Annotated in this window: 8 protein-coding genes; 6 read left to right on the forward strand and 2 right to left on the reverse strand. The window is 73.2% G+C overall.

Translation table 11 applies throughout. The features are described from left to right. Positions 1-87: 87 nt before the first annotated feature. Positions 88-1,212 carry a GuaB3 family IMP dehydrogenase-related protein gene (locus ACPT94_RS11380; protein ID WP_360332263.1) on the forward strand — a complete coding sequence of 375 codons (1,125 nt, stop codon included), beginning with the start codon at positions 88-90 and terminating at the stop codon, positions 1,210-1,212. Positions 1,213-1,578: 366 nt separating this feature from the next. Here ACPT94_RS11380 and ACPT94_RS11385 read toward each other — a convergent pair whose 3' ends face one another. Continuing rightward, positions 1,579-2,787, reverse strand: coding sequence for a nucleotide sugar dehydrogenase (locus tag ACPT94_RS11385; protein ID WP_425245744.1), 1,209 nt, complete (start codon positions 2,785-2,787; stop codon positions 1,579-1,581). 296 nt (positions 2,788-3,083) lie between these two features. On the opposite strand from ACPT94_RS11385, the gene ACPT94_RS11390 reads away from it, so the two are divergent. Then, positions 3,084-4,790 (forward strand): glycerol-3-phosphate dehydrogenase/oxidase, encoded by a 1,707-nt coding sequence (locus ACPT94_RS11390; RefSeq protein WP_360332269.1) that lies wholly within the window; start codon positions 3,084-3,086, stop codon positions 4,788-4,790. A gap of 291 nt (positions 4,791-5,081) precedes the next feature. Here ACPT94_RS11390 and ACPT94_RS11395 read toward each other — a convergent pair whose 3' ends face one another. Continuing rightward, positions 5,082-6,176: a serine hydrolase domain-containing protein gene (locus tag ACPT94_RS11395; protein ID WP_360332272.1), complete on the reverse strand. Its 1,095-nt coding sequence runs from the start codon at positions 6,174-6,176 to the stop codon at positions 5,082-5,084. A gap of 813 nt (positions 6,177-6,989) precedes the next feature. Between ACPT94_RS11395 and ACPT94_RS11400 the strand changes: the two genes are divergently transcribed. The 4 genes from ACPT94_RS11400 (at position 6,990) to ACPT94_RS11415 (ending at position 15,709) form a co-directional block, all read left to right on the forward strand. Next, a complete protein-coding gene (locus ACPT94_RS11400) occupies positions 6,990-9,122 on the forward strand; it encodes a serine/threonine-protein kinase (RefSeq protein WP_425245745.1) in 2,133 nt (710 codons plus the stop codon). 211 nt (positions 9,123-9,333) lie between these two features. After that, on the forward strand, positions 9,334-12,060 hold the full coding sequence (locus ACPT94_RS11405) for a protein kinase (RefSeq protein ID WP_425245746.1): 2,727 nt from the start codon (positions 9,334-9,336) through the stop codon (positions 12,058-12,060). Positions 12,061-12,253: 193 nt separating this feature from the next. Beyond that, positions 12,254-13,999, forward strand: coding sequence for a serine/threonine-protein kinase (locus ACPT94_RS11410; RefSeq protein WP_425245801.1), 1,746 nt, complete (start codon positions 12,254-12,256; stop codon positions 13,997-13,999). Between the two features lie 87 nt (positions 14,000-14,086). Next, positions 14,087-15,709 carry a serine/threonine-protein kinase gene (locus ACPT94_RS11415; protein ID WP_425245747.1) on the forward strand — a complete coding sequence of 541 codons (1,623 nt, stop codon included), beginning with the start codon at positions 14,087-14,089 and terminating at the stop codon, positions 15,707-15,709. Positions 15,710-15,807: the final 98 nt, after the last annotated feature.

Consider the following 15,807-nt stretch of genomic DNA (forward strand, 5'->3'; position numbering starts at 1 on the left):
GCGGCTCCGGGGCATCCGGGGCCGCCCTCGTCGTACCCGTCGGCGATACTGGAAGACGCTGAAACGCATCAGGGAAAGGCCACAGACGTGACTGAGATCGAGATCGGGCGCGGCAAGCGCGGCCGCCGGGCGTACGCCTTCGACGACATCGCCGTCGTCCCCAGCCGTCGTACGCGCGACCCGAAGGAGGTCTCGATCGCCTGGCAGATCGACGCCTACCGTTTCGAACTGCCGTTCCTGGCCGCCCCCATGGACTCGGTCGTCTCCCCGGCCACCGCGATCCGCATCGGCGAGATGGGCGGCCTGGGCGTGCTGAACCTCGAGGGCCTGTGGACGCGGTACGAGGACCCGCAGCCGCTGCTGGACGAGATCGCCGAGCTGGACGCGGCCACCGCGACCCGGCGCCTCCAGGAGATCTACGCCGCTCCCATCAAGGAGGAGCTGATCGGCGCCCGCATCAAGGAGGTGCGCGACTCGGGCGTGGTCACCGCGGCCGCGCTCTCCCCGCAGCGCACGGCCCAGTTCTCCAAGGCCGTGGTGGACGCGGGCGTGGACATCTTCGTCATCCGCGGCACGACGGTGTCGGCGGAGCACGTGTCGGGCTCGCACGAGCCGCTGAACCTGAAGCAGTTCATCTACGAACTCGACGTCCCGGTGATCGTCGGCGGCTGCGCCACCTACACCGCCGCCCTGCACCTGATGCGCACCGGCGCGGCCGGCGTCCTGGTCGGCTTCGGCGGCGGCGCCGCGCACACCACGCGCAACGTGCTGGGCATCCAGGTCCCCATGGCGACCGCCGTGGCGGACGTGGCGGCGGCCCGCCGCGACTACATGGACGAGTCCGGCGGCCGGTATGTGCACGTGATCGCGGACGGCGGTGTCGGCTGGTCCGGCGACCTGCCCAAGGCGATCGCCTGCGGCGCCGACGCGGTCATGATGGGCTCCCCGCTCGCCCGCGCGACCGACGCGCCGGGCAAGGGCCACCACTGGGGCATGGAGGCCGTCAACGAGGAGCTGCCGCGCGGCAAGAAGGTCGACCTCGGCACGGTCGGCACCATCGAGGAGGTCCTCACCGGCCCGTCCCACAACCCGGACGGCTCCATGAACTTCTTCGGCGCCCTGCGCCGGGCGATGGCCACCACCGGGTACAGCGAGCTGAAGGAGTTCCAGCGCGTCGAGGTGACGGTGGCGGACTCGGTGCACCGGCGGTAGTCGCCGGAGGGCCGTCCGCAGGACGTCGGCAGGGGCCGGTCAGCTCACGCAGGTGAGCTGACCGGCCCCTTTCGCATGCCGGGCGGGCTTGGGGTGTGCGGCGCGGGCCGGGGGCGCACGGTTCGTGCCGTCTACAGGGTCATGGGCGGCGTCGTGGAAGGGGGCGCCCATGGGACGCCACCGCAATTGCGGCTTTTCGGATGGTGAGCGGCCGCCCCTATACAGGCTAGGGGCGGACACCCGTAATCCATCCAGGAGCCTGCCGCAGTACCCGCTGCGGTGGGCTCCACCGGTTTCGTACGTTACCGGCGCGACCTGGCCCACGCCACCAACCCCGGAGTCCGCCCACGTCCTGTGCGCCCCGTCTCACAACCGGTGCGCCGCCCCCGTAGGCGTGGCCCCCCGCGTGTCCAGCAGCAGTTGCGCCTTCACGGACAGGCCCTGCAGGTCGTACGTCCGGTGCTGCTGGAGGAGGATCGTCAGGTCGGCGTCGGCGGCGGCCTCGTAGAGGGAGTCGGCGCGGGGGACCGGGCGGTCGAGGATGCTCCAGGACGGGACGTGGGGGTCGTGGTAGCTGACGGCGGCGCCGAGTTCCATCAGGCGGATCGCGATCTCGCGTGCGGGGGTGTTCTGCTGGTCGGCGAGGTCGGCCTTGTACGTGACGCCGAGCAACAGCACGCGCGCGCCCCGCGCCGACTTGCCGTGCTCGTTGAGGAGGGCGGCGGCGCGCTGTACGACGTAGCGGGGCATGCGGCTGTTCACCTGCTGGGCGAGTTCGACCATGCGCAGGGGCCCGCCGGGGTGGCCGGTGCGGTCGAGGGGGACGGAGTGGCCGCCGACGCCGGGGCCGGGGCGGAAGGCCTGGAAGCCGAACGGCTTGGTCTCGGCGCAGCGGATGACGTCCCAGAGGTCGACGCCCAGGTCGTGGCAGAGCACGGCCATCTCGTTGACCAGGGCCATGTTGACGTGCCGGAAGTTGGTCTCCAGGAGCTGGACGGTCTCGGCTTCCCTGAGGCCACGCGCGCGTACCACCTTGTCGGTGAGGCGGCCGTAGAAGGCGGCGGCCGACTCGGTACAGGCGGGGGTGAGCCCGCCGATGACCTTCGGGGTGCAGGCGGGAGTGAAGTCGCGGCGGCCGGGGTCGACCCGGCTGGGGGAGTACGCGAGGTGGAAGTCGCGGCCCGCGCGCAGGCCGGACGCCTCCTCCAGGAGCGGTCGCAGGCATTCCTCGGTCGTCCCCGGGTACACGGGCGACTCCAGGATCACGGTGGTGTGCGGGCGCAGGTGTCCGGCGAGGGTGCGGGCGGCCGCCTCCACCTGGCTGAGATCGAGCCCGCCGTCCGCGTCGCGCGGGGTCGGGGCGCAGATGACGGCGGTGCGCACCCGCCCGAGTTCGGCGGGGTTGGTGGCAGGCCGGAAGCCCCCCGAGAGCATCCGGCGCAGTTCGGCGGGGCTGAGGGAGCCCGCCTCGGGACCCGTGCGGTAGCCGAGCGTGGGAATGCCGGCGGCCACGGCGGCCTGGGCCAGGGGCAGTCCGAGCGAGCCGAGTCCGATGACGGCGAGATCTGCGGGCATGGCGTGGGCCGTCCTTCCCAATAACCGAAGCGGGACAGGTGCGCAAGCCCGGTGGACAAGATGAGCGAGCGCAATGTCAGACTAGGAGTAAATATGACCGTTATGCGGGATTGATCGGCTGTGTTGACCTGCTGTGTTGTCCGGCGGGCCCGTTCCGGTTCTGTGGGAGTTGTCCACAGGCTGGGGGCGAGTGGTGGCTGAAGCCGGGCAACGCGGTCAGAATTTGGGCATGGGGGATACGGACCGGGCTTCGCCCTGACGGGCGCGGCCGGCGCGACCGACAGCGGGAGGCAGCGGTGAGGACAGCGACACTGGGGCCGGCGCAGCGAGCCGAGTCACTGGCGGCCATGGCCGAGCGCGAGCTGGACGTGCTGGTCGTGGGAGGCGGGGTGGTCGGCGCGGGCACCGCCCTCGACGCCGCCACCCGCGGTCTGTCCACGGGCCTGGTCGAGGCACGCGACTGGGCGTCGGGCACGTCGAGCCGCTCCAGCAAACTGATCCACGGCGGCCTGCGCTACCTGGAGATGCTCGACTTCGCCCTCGTCCGCGAGGCGCTGAAGGAGCGTGGACTGCTGCTGGAGCGGCTGGCCCCGCACCTGGTGAAGCCGGTGCCGTTCCTGTACCCGCTCCAGCACAAGGGCTGGGAGCGGCTGTACGCCGGGTCGGGCGTCGCGCTCTACGACGCGATGTCCATGGCCCGCGGGCACGGCCGGGGCCTGCCGATGCACCGTCACCTGAGCCGTCGTCACGCCCTGCGCGTCGCCCCCGCCTTGAAGAAGGACGCGCTGGTCGGCGCGCTGCAGTACTACGACGCCCAGATGGACGACGCCCGCTTCGTCGCCACGCTGGTGCGCACGGCGGTGTCGTACGGCGCGAAGGCGGCCAACCGCGCGCGCGTGACGGGTTTCCTGCGCGAGGGCGAACGGGTCGTGGGCGCGCGCGTGCAGGACGTGGAGGCGGGCGGGGAGTACGAGGTCCGCGCCCGGCAGATCGTCAACGCCACCGGCGTGTGGACCGACGACACGCAGGCCATGGTGGGGGAGCGGGGGCAGTTCCACGTCCGCGCCTCCAAGGGCATCCACCTCGTCGTGCCCCGGGACCGGATCCACTCCTCGACCGGGCTGATTCTGCGCACCGAGAAGTCCGTGCTGTTCGTCATACCCTGGGGCCGGCACTGGATCGTCGGCACCACCGACACCGACTGGGACCTCGACAAGGCCCACCCGGCCGCCTCCAGCGCGGACATCGACTACCTCCTGGAGCACGTCAACTCCGTCCTCGCGGTGCCGCTCACCCGCGACGACGTCCAGGGCGTCTACGCCGGTCTGCGCCCGCTGCTCGCGGGCGAGTCGGACGCCACCAGCAAGCTGTCGCGTGAGCACACCGTGGCCCATCCCGTGCCCGGGCTGGTCGTCGTGGCGGGCGGCAAGTACACGACGTACCGGGTCATGGCCAAGGACGCCGTCGACGAGGCCGTGCACGGGCTCGACCTGCGGGTCGCCGAGTGCGTCACTGAAGACGTGCCGCTGCTGGGAGCGGAGGGCTACCGGGCGCTGTGGAACGCGCGGGCGCGGATCGCCGCCCGGACCGGTCTGCACGTGGTGCGGGTCGAGCACCTGCTGAATCGGTACGGCTCCATGGCGGAGGAGGTCCTCGACCTCATCGCCGCGGACGCGTCGCTCGGCGAGCCGCTCCAGGCGGCCGACGACTACCTGCGCGCCGAGATCGTCTACGCCGCCTCGCACGAAGGGGCGCGGCACCTCGACGACGCGTTGACCCGGCGCACCCGCATCTCCATCGAGACCTTCGACCGGGGCACGCGCAGTTCCCGCGAGGCGGCCGAACTGATGGCACCGGTCCTCGGCTGGGACAAGGACCAGATCGAGCGCGAGGTCGAGCACTACGACAAGCGGGTGGAGGCCGAACGGGAGTCGCAGCTGCAGCCCGACGATCTGACGGCGGACGCGGCGCGCTTGGGAGCGCCGGACATCGTGCCGCTGTGAGACCTGCCGGGTCCTCCTCGGGGACCGCCCGGTTTCCTTGGGTGAGACTGCCCGATTCCCTCGCGGGACCGCCTGGTGTGGTCTGCTCCCTCGCGGGACCGCCTGGTGTGGTCTGCGAGAACTGCCCGGTCCGGTTTGGTGAGCTCGCCCCGTCCGTTTGTGATGCTTGCTCCGTCCGGGCTGTGAGGATCCCTCGGTCCGGGCTGTGAGGATCGGGTCCGGGCTGTGAGGATCCCTCGGTCCGGGCTGTGGGGTTCGCTCGGTCCGGGCTGTGAGGCCGGCCCGTCCGCTTCACTCGAACGAGTGTCGCGAGCGGGGATCTTCGTTCGGAGGCGGGTCGTTGGGGAGAGTGCGAGGGCAGAACTCGGCGGCGAGCAGGGCCGGTTCGAGGCCGGGGTCCGCCATCGCCGTCGTGTTCACGCGGAAGGTGAGGACACGCCGGCCGTCGACGGTGGTTGCGGTGCGCACGTAGCTGCCGGAGATCCGGCCGTTGTGTCCCCACACGGTCACACCGCAGGCCAACGTCGTGGGAAACAGACCCATGCCGTACGAGCCGTGTGCGGTGCGGGTGTCGAGCATCTCGCGCAGCCAGTGCGGAGGAAGCAACTCACCGCCCAGGAGCGCCGCGTAGAAGCGGTCCAGGTCGGCGAGCGTGGTCACCAGCTCGCCCGCGGCCCCGGCCACCCGCGGGTCGAGCTCGGTGACGTCGGTTCCGTCCGTGCCGTAGGCGCGGCCGTGCGGGAAGGGCAGCGCAGTGCGGGCCCCGGGGAAGGAGGTGCCGGTCAGACCCAGCGGAGCGATGATGCGCCGCTCGGCCTCCGAGGCGTACGAGCGGCCGGTGACCTGCTCGACGACCATGCCGAGCACGACGTAGTTGGTGTTGGAGTAGGCGAAGCGGCCGCGGTCGGCCGGAGGGTGGGTGAGTGCGATACGGACGGCTTGAACAGCGGTGACCGGGACGATGCCCCCGGTGTCCCGGGTGAAGTCGTACAGGCCGCTGGTGTGGGTGAGCAGGGAACGAAGGGTCAGCGCGCGCCCGTCATTGCCGGCTCCGCGCACCAGGCCGGGCAGATACCGCTCCACCGGGTCGGAGAGCGACAGTCGGTGTTCGGCGGCCAGTTGGAGGACGACGGTGGCGAGAAAGGTCTTGGTGATGCTGCCGGCCCGGAAGTGGTCGGAGCGAGCGATGCCCCGGCCTGCCTCGGCATAACGGGTGCCGGTCTCCTCGCGGGCCAGGAGGGCTGCGGCGGGGGCCTTGCCCCGGGTGAGCAGGAGGGGGAGGAGGGTGTCCGTGGGATGAGTCGAGGTCGCTCGGGAGCCGACCGTGGTCAGGGCGAGGAGAACCAGGGCTACGGATACGGCAAGCAGGCCGCGTGACGCCGGCATTCCGGATCCTCCGTCCCTCGTCCCTGCAGTCCTCTTCTGCCCCTCCGCTTGAGTCCTCATCATGCCGGGCTGAGCCCATCATGCGGGGCGCGAGGGCGGGTGCGTCAGAGGGCCACGCCCGGTGGCTCGACCGTCCGGTCCGCCCGGTCCGCCCTCCGTCCGGTCCGCTCGGTCCGTCCGGTCCGCTCGGTCCGCTCGGTCCGCTCGGTCCGTCCGGTCCGCCCTCCGTCCGGTCCGTCCGGTCCGCTCGGTCCGCCCGGTCCGTCGGGTCCGCCCGGTCCGGCCGCAGGCCGAAGCGGGGTGGGCGCCCTGGGCGGGGGGCTGTTCCGGGCGCGGACGGGAGTTCCTCTCCGGGCCGTGGAGAGAGGCTGGTTTCGGGCGCGGACGGGAATATCTTTCCGGGCCTCGGACGGAGGCGGTTCCGTGCTTGGGCTGGAGGCCCTTCCGTGTCCTGGATGGGGGTTGCGGGTGTCGGCGGGGGTTTCTTTTCGTGCCCGGGCGGAGGCGGTTCCGAGAATGGGCTGGAAAGCCCCTCCATGTCCTTGGCGGGGGCTGTCTCGGTGCTGATCTGAGTCCTTTTCACGCCTGGGTGGAAGTCTGTTCCGAGGGACGGTCGGAGTTCTTTCCCGGGGCTGGGCGGCGCCTGTTTCGGGCATCGGGTGGGGCTTGTTGCGGGGGTTGGCCGGACTGTGCTGCACCTTCTGGCCGGAATGCGTCGGTGCTGTGGGGCGGTGAGGGGGCCCCTGGGCGTAGGGCACTTGTCGGGTGAGGGACAATGGAGGCTCTGTCAGGGCGGGTTGCATGAGGGGACGCATGTCGGAGGCGGAGCGGGCGGGGTCATCCCGTCAGGACAAGAGCGCACGTCTCCTCGCCGGGCGGTACCGGCTGGGAGACGTACTCGGCCGCGGCGGCATGGGGACGGTGTGGCGCGCCGAGGACGAGACGCTCGGGCGGACGGTCGCCGTCAAGGAGCTGCGGTTCCCGTCGAACATCGACGAGGAGGAGAAGCGCCGGCTCATCACGCGGACGCTGCGTGAGGCGAAGGCCATCGCGCGGATCCGTAACAACAGCGCGGTGACGGTCTTCGACGTGGTCGACGAGGACGACCGGCCGTGGATCGTGATGGAGCTCGTCGAAGGCAAGTCGCTCGCCGAGGTCATCCGTGAGGACGGCGTGCTGGAGCCCAGGCGGGCGGCGGAGGTCGGGCTGGCGATCCTCGACGTGCTGCGGTCGGCCCACCGCGAGGGGATCCTGCACCGTGACGTGAAGCCGTCGAACGTGCTGATCGCCGAGGACGGCCGGGTCGTGCTCACCGACTTCGGCATCGCCCAGGTAGAGGGCGACCCGTCCATCACCTCGACCGGCATGCTCGTCGGCGCGCCCTCCTACATCTCCCCGGAGCGGGCCCGCGGGCACAAGCCGGGACCGGCGGCCGACCTGTGGTCGCTCGGCGGTCTGCTGTACGCGTCGGTCGAGGGCACGCCCCCGTACGACAAGGGCTCCGCGATCGCGACGCTCACCGCGGTGATGACCGAGCCGTTGGAGGACCCGAAGAACGCGGGTCCGTTGAAGGACGTCATCTACGGCCTGCTCACCAAGGACCCGGAGCGGCGGCTCGACGACGCCGGGGCGCGGCAGATGCTCAACGCGGTGATCCACGCGCCCGAGCCCAAGGAGGCCGAGCCCGCGGACGCCACGAAACTCGTGCCGCTGCCGGTGCAGCCGGACGGCCCCGGTGACAAGGGGAGCTCGGGCGGGGAGGCGGGCGAGAAGCTGCGCGGGGCCCTGCGGTCCGTGCGGAAGGCCGCTGTCGCGGCGGGAGCGGCCACCTCGGCCGCGGCCCGTGCCAAGTCGGCGAGCGGTACGGCCGCTTCGGGGAGCGTGGGGACGGAGGAAACGGCGAGGGGCGGAGTGGGCGCCGGTGCCGCCGCCTCCACCGCGCCCGCTGTCCCGGCCGCCCGGTCTGCCACGTCGAAGACCGCGGCCACGACGGCGTCCGAGTCCGTCTCGGTCAACGGTTCCCGTCCTTCCGGTTCGGCTTCCGCTTCCGGTGCCGGGGTGAGCGGTGGCCGCGGGCAGGTCGCGTCGGGCGCGCAGGGTGCTCGTGGGGAGAACGGCGGGACGGCGGGCCGGAGCTCGGGGTGGCCCGTGATGACGCCGCCGGATCTGCCGCCCCGGCCCGTGCCCAGGGCGCCGATCACCGATGTGGTGCCGAAGCGGACGCTGGTGATCATCGCCGTGGTGGTGGTGCTCGCGGTGCTCGGTACGGTCCTGGCCCTCACGCTCGGCGGTGGTGACGACACGGCCGGCGGCTCGAAGAGCGGCGGTTCGAAGGTCGTCGCCAGTGAGAGCGCGAGCGCGGACACCAAGGAGGACCAGGCCGGCGGGACCCGGGCGGACGGCTCGGCGTCGAACTCCGCGACGGCCGGTTCCGCGTCCGGCAGCGGCAAGCCCGGCTCCGGGGCGTCCACGACCGGCGGTACCGGTTCCGACGTCTCCGCCACCGAGAACAGCACGGCGGCGACGACGCACACGGGTGAGCAGGGGTACTCGATCGGGCTGCCCAGCGGGTGGAAGTACCAGTCTTCCGACAACGCGGGTGACCGGTTCACCGGGCCCGACGGGCAGAAGCTGCTCGTCGCGTGGACGACCACCCCCAAGGACGACCCCGTCGCGGACTGGAAGAACCAGGAGCGCGGCATGGTGCGCTCCCAGTACAAGAAGATCAGCATAGAGAAGGTGAACTATCGCGGCTGGAACACGGCCGACTGGGAGTTCACCTATGTGGACAACGGCACCGCGTACCGCACGATCGACCGCGGATTCGTCGTCGACAGCAGTGCGGGGTACGCGCTGATGTACACGGCCAAGGCCGCCGCCTGGGACAGCGAACTGCGCAAGAGCACCTGGACGACGCTGACGCAGACGTTCATGCCCAAGAAGTAGGCCCTGGCGGGTCGTTCGCGTTCGGTGGGTGCGCGGTACGTGTTCGGGGCGTGAGATCGGGCATCCCCTCTCTGCGGGTTGCCTTCGGCACGTATCGTGAGTGCCTGCGGACCGTACGCATCCAGCTGCGCGGCTGGATACGGCCGGATGAGGCCGGAACGGGCCGCGGGGCGAACGGAACTGACCGACCGGGTGGCCGGGGGAGGCAATCGTGGACGACTATGCGGGGCGGGTGCTCGCCGACCGCTACCGCCTGCCGCTGCCGCCCTCCGACGAGTACGAACTCACCGAGACCCGGGCCTTCGACACCTACAGCGGGCAGGAAGTCCTCGTCCGGCAGGTGCCGTTGCCGGAGGTCGTCGAGGCGGAGGTGCTCGACGCCGAGGGACTGCCCGACGGGTTCACGGCACGGGAACGCGGGGCGCGGCGGCCGGCGGGACGCGCGGGCCTGGGCGCCAGTACGCGGCGGCCCGCCGATCCGGTCGTACGGCGGGCGGTGGAGGCGGCGCAGGCCGCGGCGAGCATTCCCGACCACCCGCGGCTCGACCAGGTCTTCGACGTGTTCGCCGAGGGCGGCTCGCTGTGGGTCGTGAGTGAGCTGGTGGCCGCGCGGCCGCTCGCGGCGCTGCTCGCCGAGAAGCCGCTGACGCCGTACCGGGCGGCCGAGGTCGCCTCCGATGTGCTCATGGCGCTGCGGGTGCTGCACGCGCACGGCTGGGTGCACCGCAACATCACCGCGCGCACGGTGCTCGTCTGCGACGACGGCCGGGTCATGCTGACCGGGCTGGCCGTCGGGGCTGCCGAAGAGGCGTTGTGCGGGTACGACCCGGTGCCGGCGGAGGAGGGCGAGGAGCCGCGGGGCCCCTCCGTCGAGGAGGGCGCGGGGCTTCGGGGCCCTGGAGGGCCGGGCTACGGTGGAGGCGGGTTCGGCGGTGCCGCCCTGCCAGGTGGCGTGGGCCCTGGTGGCATGGGCCCCGGGGCCGGTGGGTCTGCGGGGCGGCCGGGACCCGGTGGGCCCCGGCCGGGTGGGCTGGGAGCCGTCGGCGGAACCGGGGCCGTCGGTGGGGCCGGGACGGATCCCGAGGCCGCTCGTCGGGCGGCGATCGAGGCGCGGGCGGCCGGGGGGCTGCCGGCGGCGGGAGCCGAGTCGGCGCACGGGGCCTCCGGTGCGGTGGCCCGCAGAACCGTGGAGACCGGTGACGACATTCGCGCCGCGCGGGCCGGGGCGATCGCCGCGTACCGCGCGGGGGCCCGGGCGGCGGCCCGGGTGCAGGAGGCCCAGCAGAGCGGGCGAGCGGCGCTGCCGGGTGCCCGTACCTCGCCCGAGGGCGACACCGGAGCCGCGGGCGCGGCGCCGTCGCCGTACGCGATCGGGACCGGGCGCGAGCAGGGGGCCGGGAGTTCGCCTCCGGGGCAGATCGCCGACCCCTACGGGATGCGGGGGGCGCCCGGCGCCAGTGCGACGGGGCCTGTTCCGGTGCCTCCGCAAGGCGTGCAGCCCGGCGGGCTCATGTCTGCGCAGGGTGCTCAGCCGGGCGGTCCCGTGCCCCCGCAAGGCGTGCAGGCGGGTGTGCCCGCGCCGGGTGTCGGGGCGGGCGGTGAGACGCGGGCGGGCGCCCGTTGGGACGAGCCGGCGACCGGGGCCGGGGTGCGGAAGGGGCCGGCCACCGCGCTGGCCGCCGAGCGGGCGCGGCAGGCGCGGATGGCCGTCGTCGGGCCCGTCACCGAGCGGTGGGCGCCCGAACAGGCCGGACCCGTGCACGAGAACTGGCAGCTGGCGGCGCCCATCGGCCCCGCCACCGACCTGTGGGCACTCGGCGCGCTGCTCTTCCGGGCCGTCCAGGGGCATGCCCCGTACCCCGAGGAGTCCACGGCGGAGCTGGTGCAGATGGTGTGCGCCGAGCCGCCGGCCTTCGCCGAGGAGTGCGGCCCGCTCCGGCCGGTCGTGGAGTCGCTGCTGCGCCAGGACCCCACCGAGCGCCTCGACTTCGAGGAGCTGCGCGGCTGGCTGCGCTCGCTGGTGCGCTCGGCGCCCGAACCGGAGGCGGGCACCTACGTCGTCGCGGCACCGCCGACCGACCCGCGCCGGCTGCCGATCGTGCGCCGCAAGGGCGAGCTGGTGCGCCGACGGCGCGCCGGGCTGCCCGCGACCAGCGGACGGCACAAGCGGGCCCGGCAGGAGACGAGACGTTCGCCCCGCAGTCTGGGCCGCACCCTGCTTCTGCTGGTCCTGCTCGCGCTGGCCGCGGCGGTCGCGTACGCCGTGCTGTTCATGCCCAAGGCCGACGAGGACGGGGCGGGCGGCGCGAGCGGTACCGAGCGGACCGGGGCCGCCGGCCAGGCCGACCAGGCACCCGACGCGAGCAGCGAGCCCCGGCCCGACGACCAGAAGTCGCCGACGTCGGACAGCAGCGCCTCGGCGTCCTCCGGGGCTTCCGGATCGTCCGGTTCCGGCGCCACCGAGACGCAGTCGGGGGCCGACGTCCCCGACGGCTTCACCCTGCGCAAGGACGCCGAGGGCTTCCAGATCGCCGTCGCCGACGGCTGGGCCCGCACCCCCAAGAACGGGCGCGGACAGGTCGTCTACTCCCACAGCGGCTTCGATCTCATCGTCGTCCCGGGCCGCGACACCGCCTCCCGGTACGGCAACGACCCGATGGCGTACCAGCGGGAGAAGGAGAGCGAGCTGCAGCCCTACCGCGACTCCAGCTGGGCCACCGCCTCCGGGCTGCGGACGATCCAGGTGGGCGGACGGACCATGGCCGAGGGGCAGTTCACCTGGACCGGCGACGACGGTCGCGAACTGTTCGTGCGCAACCTCGCGCTCCTCCTCGACGGGCGGTACCACGTCGTCCAGTTGCGCGGCCCCGAGGCCGAGCGCGACGAGGTGACACGGCTGTTCGAGCAGGCGTCGGCCAGTTACCGGTACACGGGCTGAGCGCCCGGGCCCGCCGGCCGAGTGACTCGCCAGTAGCTCCTGCCGGGCGCCGTAGGCCTCGTCGGTTCCAGGGCCGCGCCGGAAAGCGACAACCGTCACAGTGGGGTTTCCTTGGCACCCCGCTGGTTCCGTGGATGGGGACCGGTCTTTACGCTGACCCCTGTCAAGAACATTGCGGGGCGACGTGAATCAGATGCAGGGCCTGCTCATCGCGGGCCGCTACCGGCTTGCCGACTCCATCGGCAGCGGCGGCATGGGCCGCGTGTGGCGCGCGCACGACGAGTTGCTGCACCGGGCCGTCGCCATCAAGGAACTGACCGCTGCCCTCTACGTCTCCGAGAGCGACCGGGAGCGACTGCTCGCCCGCACCCGTGCGGAGGCCCGCGCCGCCGCGCGGATCAACCACTCCGCCGTGGTCACCGTGCACGACGTGCTCGAACACGACGGCCGCCCCTGGATCGTGATGGAGCTGGTCGAGGGCCGCTCGCTCGCCGACGCGGTCAAGGAGGACGGGCGCGTCGAGCCCGCCGAGGCCGCCCGGATCGGCCTGTGGGTGCTGCGCGCCCTGCGCGCCGCGCACTCCGCCGGCGTCCTGCACCGTGACGTCAAACCCGGCAACGTGCTCCTCTCCTACGACGGCCGGGTCCTGCTCACCGACTTCGGCATCGCCCAGATCGAGGGCGACACCACCATCACCCGCACCGGGGAGGTCGTCGGATCCGTCGACTACCTCGCCCCCGAGCGCGTCCGCGGCCAGGACCCCGGCCCGTCCAGCGACCTGTGGGCGCTCGGCGCGACGCTGTACACGGCGGTGGAGGGCCGCTCGCCGTTCCGCCGCACCTCGCCGCTGAGCACCATGCAGGCGGTCGTCGAGGAGGAGGCCGCCGAGTCGCGCCACGCCGGTCCGCTCGGGCCCGTGATCACCGCCCTGCTGCGCAAGGAGCCGGCCACTCGGCCGGACACGGCCGAGGCCGAGTACCTGCTCGCCGAGGCGGCGGAGGGCCGCCGGCCGAGCGGGGCACAGGCGTACGTGCCGACGCAGTACGCGGGTCCCGGCCAGGGCACCCAGGGCAGCGGGACGCAGTACACGTCCGGACCCACGCAGGGCAGCGGGACGCAGTACGTGTCCGGCCCGACCCAGGGCGGGGCCCACTTCGCGTCCGGCACCCAGTACGTCCCCGCGCCGGAGGCATCGACGCCGGTCCCCTCCTCCGGAGCCCGGCACGCCATGACCGGCCCGGCCGCCACCGGCGCCGACGCCCCCGGCCCGGCGCAGCCACGGCCCCGGCGCCGCCGGCTCCGCACCCTCGCGCTCGTGGTCGCCGTAGCCGCGCTGGTCGGGGGCGCCACGGCGGTGGGGATCCAGGCGTTGAACGCGAGCCGGCAGCCGAGCGCCGCGCCCGGCGGCTCCGCGAGCCCCAGCCCCACGGTGACCGGCACCGGCGAGGCGGAGGGCACCGACCCCGCCTCCTGGAAGCCGGTGACCGACCCGCTGGGCTTCGGGCTCTCCCTGCCCGAGGGCTGGGAGCGGAAGGTGTACCAGGACGACGGCGACCTCCAGCAGATCGACTACTCACCCGACGGCGGCGAGCACTTCGTCCGTATCGCCATCGACGCCTCCCCGGACTTCGACGACCCCTACGCCCACCAGGTCGACCTCGAACAGCAGCTCAAGCGGCTGGTCGACTACAACAGGGTCACCCTGGAGCGGAACGAGTACCGCGACCGCGAGGGCGCCGAGTGGGAGTACACCTGGACCGCGCTGGCCAAGGACACGGAGTTCCCGGGGCCGCGGCGGGCGATCGAGGAGACGTACATCGCGCGGGACGGCACCGAGTACGCGATCTACATGTCGTCGCCCGCCGAGGACTGGGCGACGACCGTCAAGCAGTTCAGGTCCGTGCTGCAGAGCTGGCGGGAGCCGCAGAGCACCTCCTGAACCTCCCTTCCGTGCCCCTGGCCGCGTCCGCGACTTGGCCGGTCGGCGCCCCGGAGGCGAGGGGTCCGGTGGGGCATGATGGGGCTCATGGGGACCGAGGGGGACGCCGTCCGGGTCATCGCGGGCCGCTACCGGCTGGAGGCGAGACTCGGGCGTGGTGGCATGGGCGTCGTATGGCGGGCCACCGACCGGCTGCTGGAGCGGCAGGTGGCCGTCAAGGAACTGGTCCCCGACGACTCCCTCTCCGCCGAGGAGGCCCGTGGCCGCCGCGACCGGACGCTGCGCGAGGCCCGTGCGGTCGCCCAGTTGAGCCACCCGCACATCATCGTGGTGCACGACGTCGTCGAGGAGGACGAACGCCCGTACATCGTCATGGAGCTGATCGACGGCGGCTCGCTCGCCGACCGGATCGCCGGGCACGGGCCCGTCGAGGCGCGCGAGGCAGCCCGGATCGGCGCCGACCTGCTCGGTGCGCTGCGGGCCGCGCACGCGGCCGGGGTCCTGCACCGGGACATCAAACCCGCGAACGTCCTCGTCGAGTCCGGCACCGGGCGCGCCGTCCTCACCGACTTCGGCATCGCGCAGGTCGCGGGCGCGACCACGCTCACCGAGACCGGTTCGTTCGTCGGCTCGCCCGAGTACACCGCGCCCGAGCGCATGTCCGGCGAGCGGACCGGCCCCGCCTCCGACCTGTGGTCGCTGGGCGCGCTGCTGTGCACGGCCCTGAGCGGCGAATCCCCGTTCCGCCGCGACTCGTTGGGCGGCATCCTGCACGCCGTCGTCTTCGCCGACATCCGTACGCCTCCGCAGGCGGAACCGCTCCTGCCCGTCGTGCGGGGGCTGCTGGAGCGGGATCCGCAGCGGCGGTTGGAGGCGGCGGAGGCGGAGCGGATGCTGCGCGCCTTCCTGGACACCGGGCGTACGCCGCCGGCGCCGGTGCGCGCCGGATACACCCCGACGCAGGCCGACCTGCCCCGTCAGCCGTCCCCGTCCCCCTCGGGCCCGCCCGGCCGGGAGCGGTCCACGCGGGGCGTGCTGGTGGCCGCGCTGCTGGTCGCCGCGATGGCGGGCGCGGGGGTGTCGGCTGCGGCGCTGCTGGTGGAACGGGGCGGGAACGCGGGCGGGACACCGACGAGTTCGGTGCCGGGGCGTCCGACGGGCACCTCACCGACGTCCGGCTCCAGTCCCGGCACCGGTCTCACCGCCGGCCCCGGTGCCGGTCCCACGGCGATCGGCTCCCCGTCCCCGTCCGCCTCGGACCGCCCGGCCGCCCCCTCCGGCTACCGCGTCGCCGACGACCCGGCCGGGTTCGCGCTCGCCGTGCCGGACGGCTTCACGCGAGTACCACAGGGCGAGCGGGTCTTCTACATGTCCCCGGGGCAGACCTTCCGCATCGGCATCAAGGTCACCGACCCGCAACCCGGCGGCCCGCTCGGCGTGTTGCAGCGCTCGGCGGCCGAGGGCCCGGACACCAACCCCGGTTACCGCGACGGCCGGGTCACCGAGACCACCCGCGACGGACGGCCCGCCGCCCTCTGGGAGTTCACCTGGAACGGCTTCAGCGCGGCGGAGGGCCCCCGGCACACCTACGACCTGTGCTGGGAGGAGGGCGGGCGGCTGTACGACGTGTGGGTGTCGGCGCCGGCCGGGAAGACGCGGGAGGCGCGGGAGTACTTCGACGTGGCGGTCGACACCCTCGTACCGACATGAGGCGGTGCGAGGGGAGATGCGGAACGGGCTGGGTCACGGGTCTGTGACCGGTGTGTTCCCGCGGTGGATCCCGGCCTGCGTGGCGCGATATGGATGGA

Source organism: Streptomyces aurantiaciflavus (assembly GCF_049808595.1).
Taxonomy (GTDB): Bacteria; Actinomycetota; Actinomycetes; order Streptomycetales; family Streptomycetaceae; genus Streptomyces.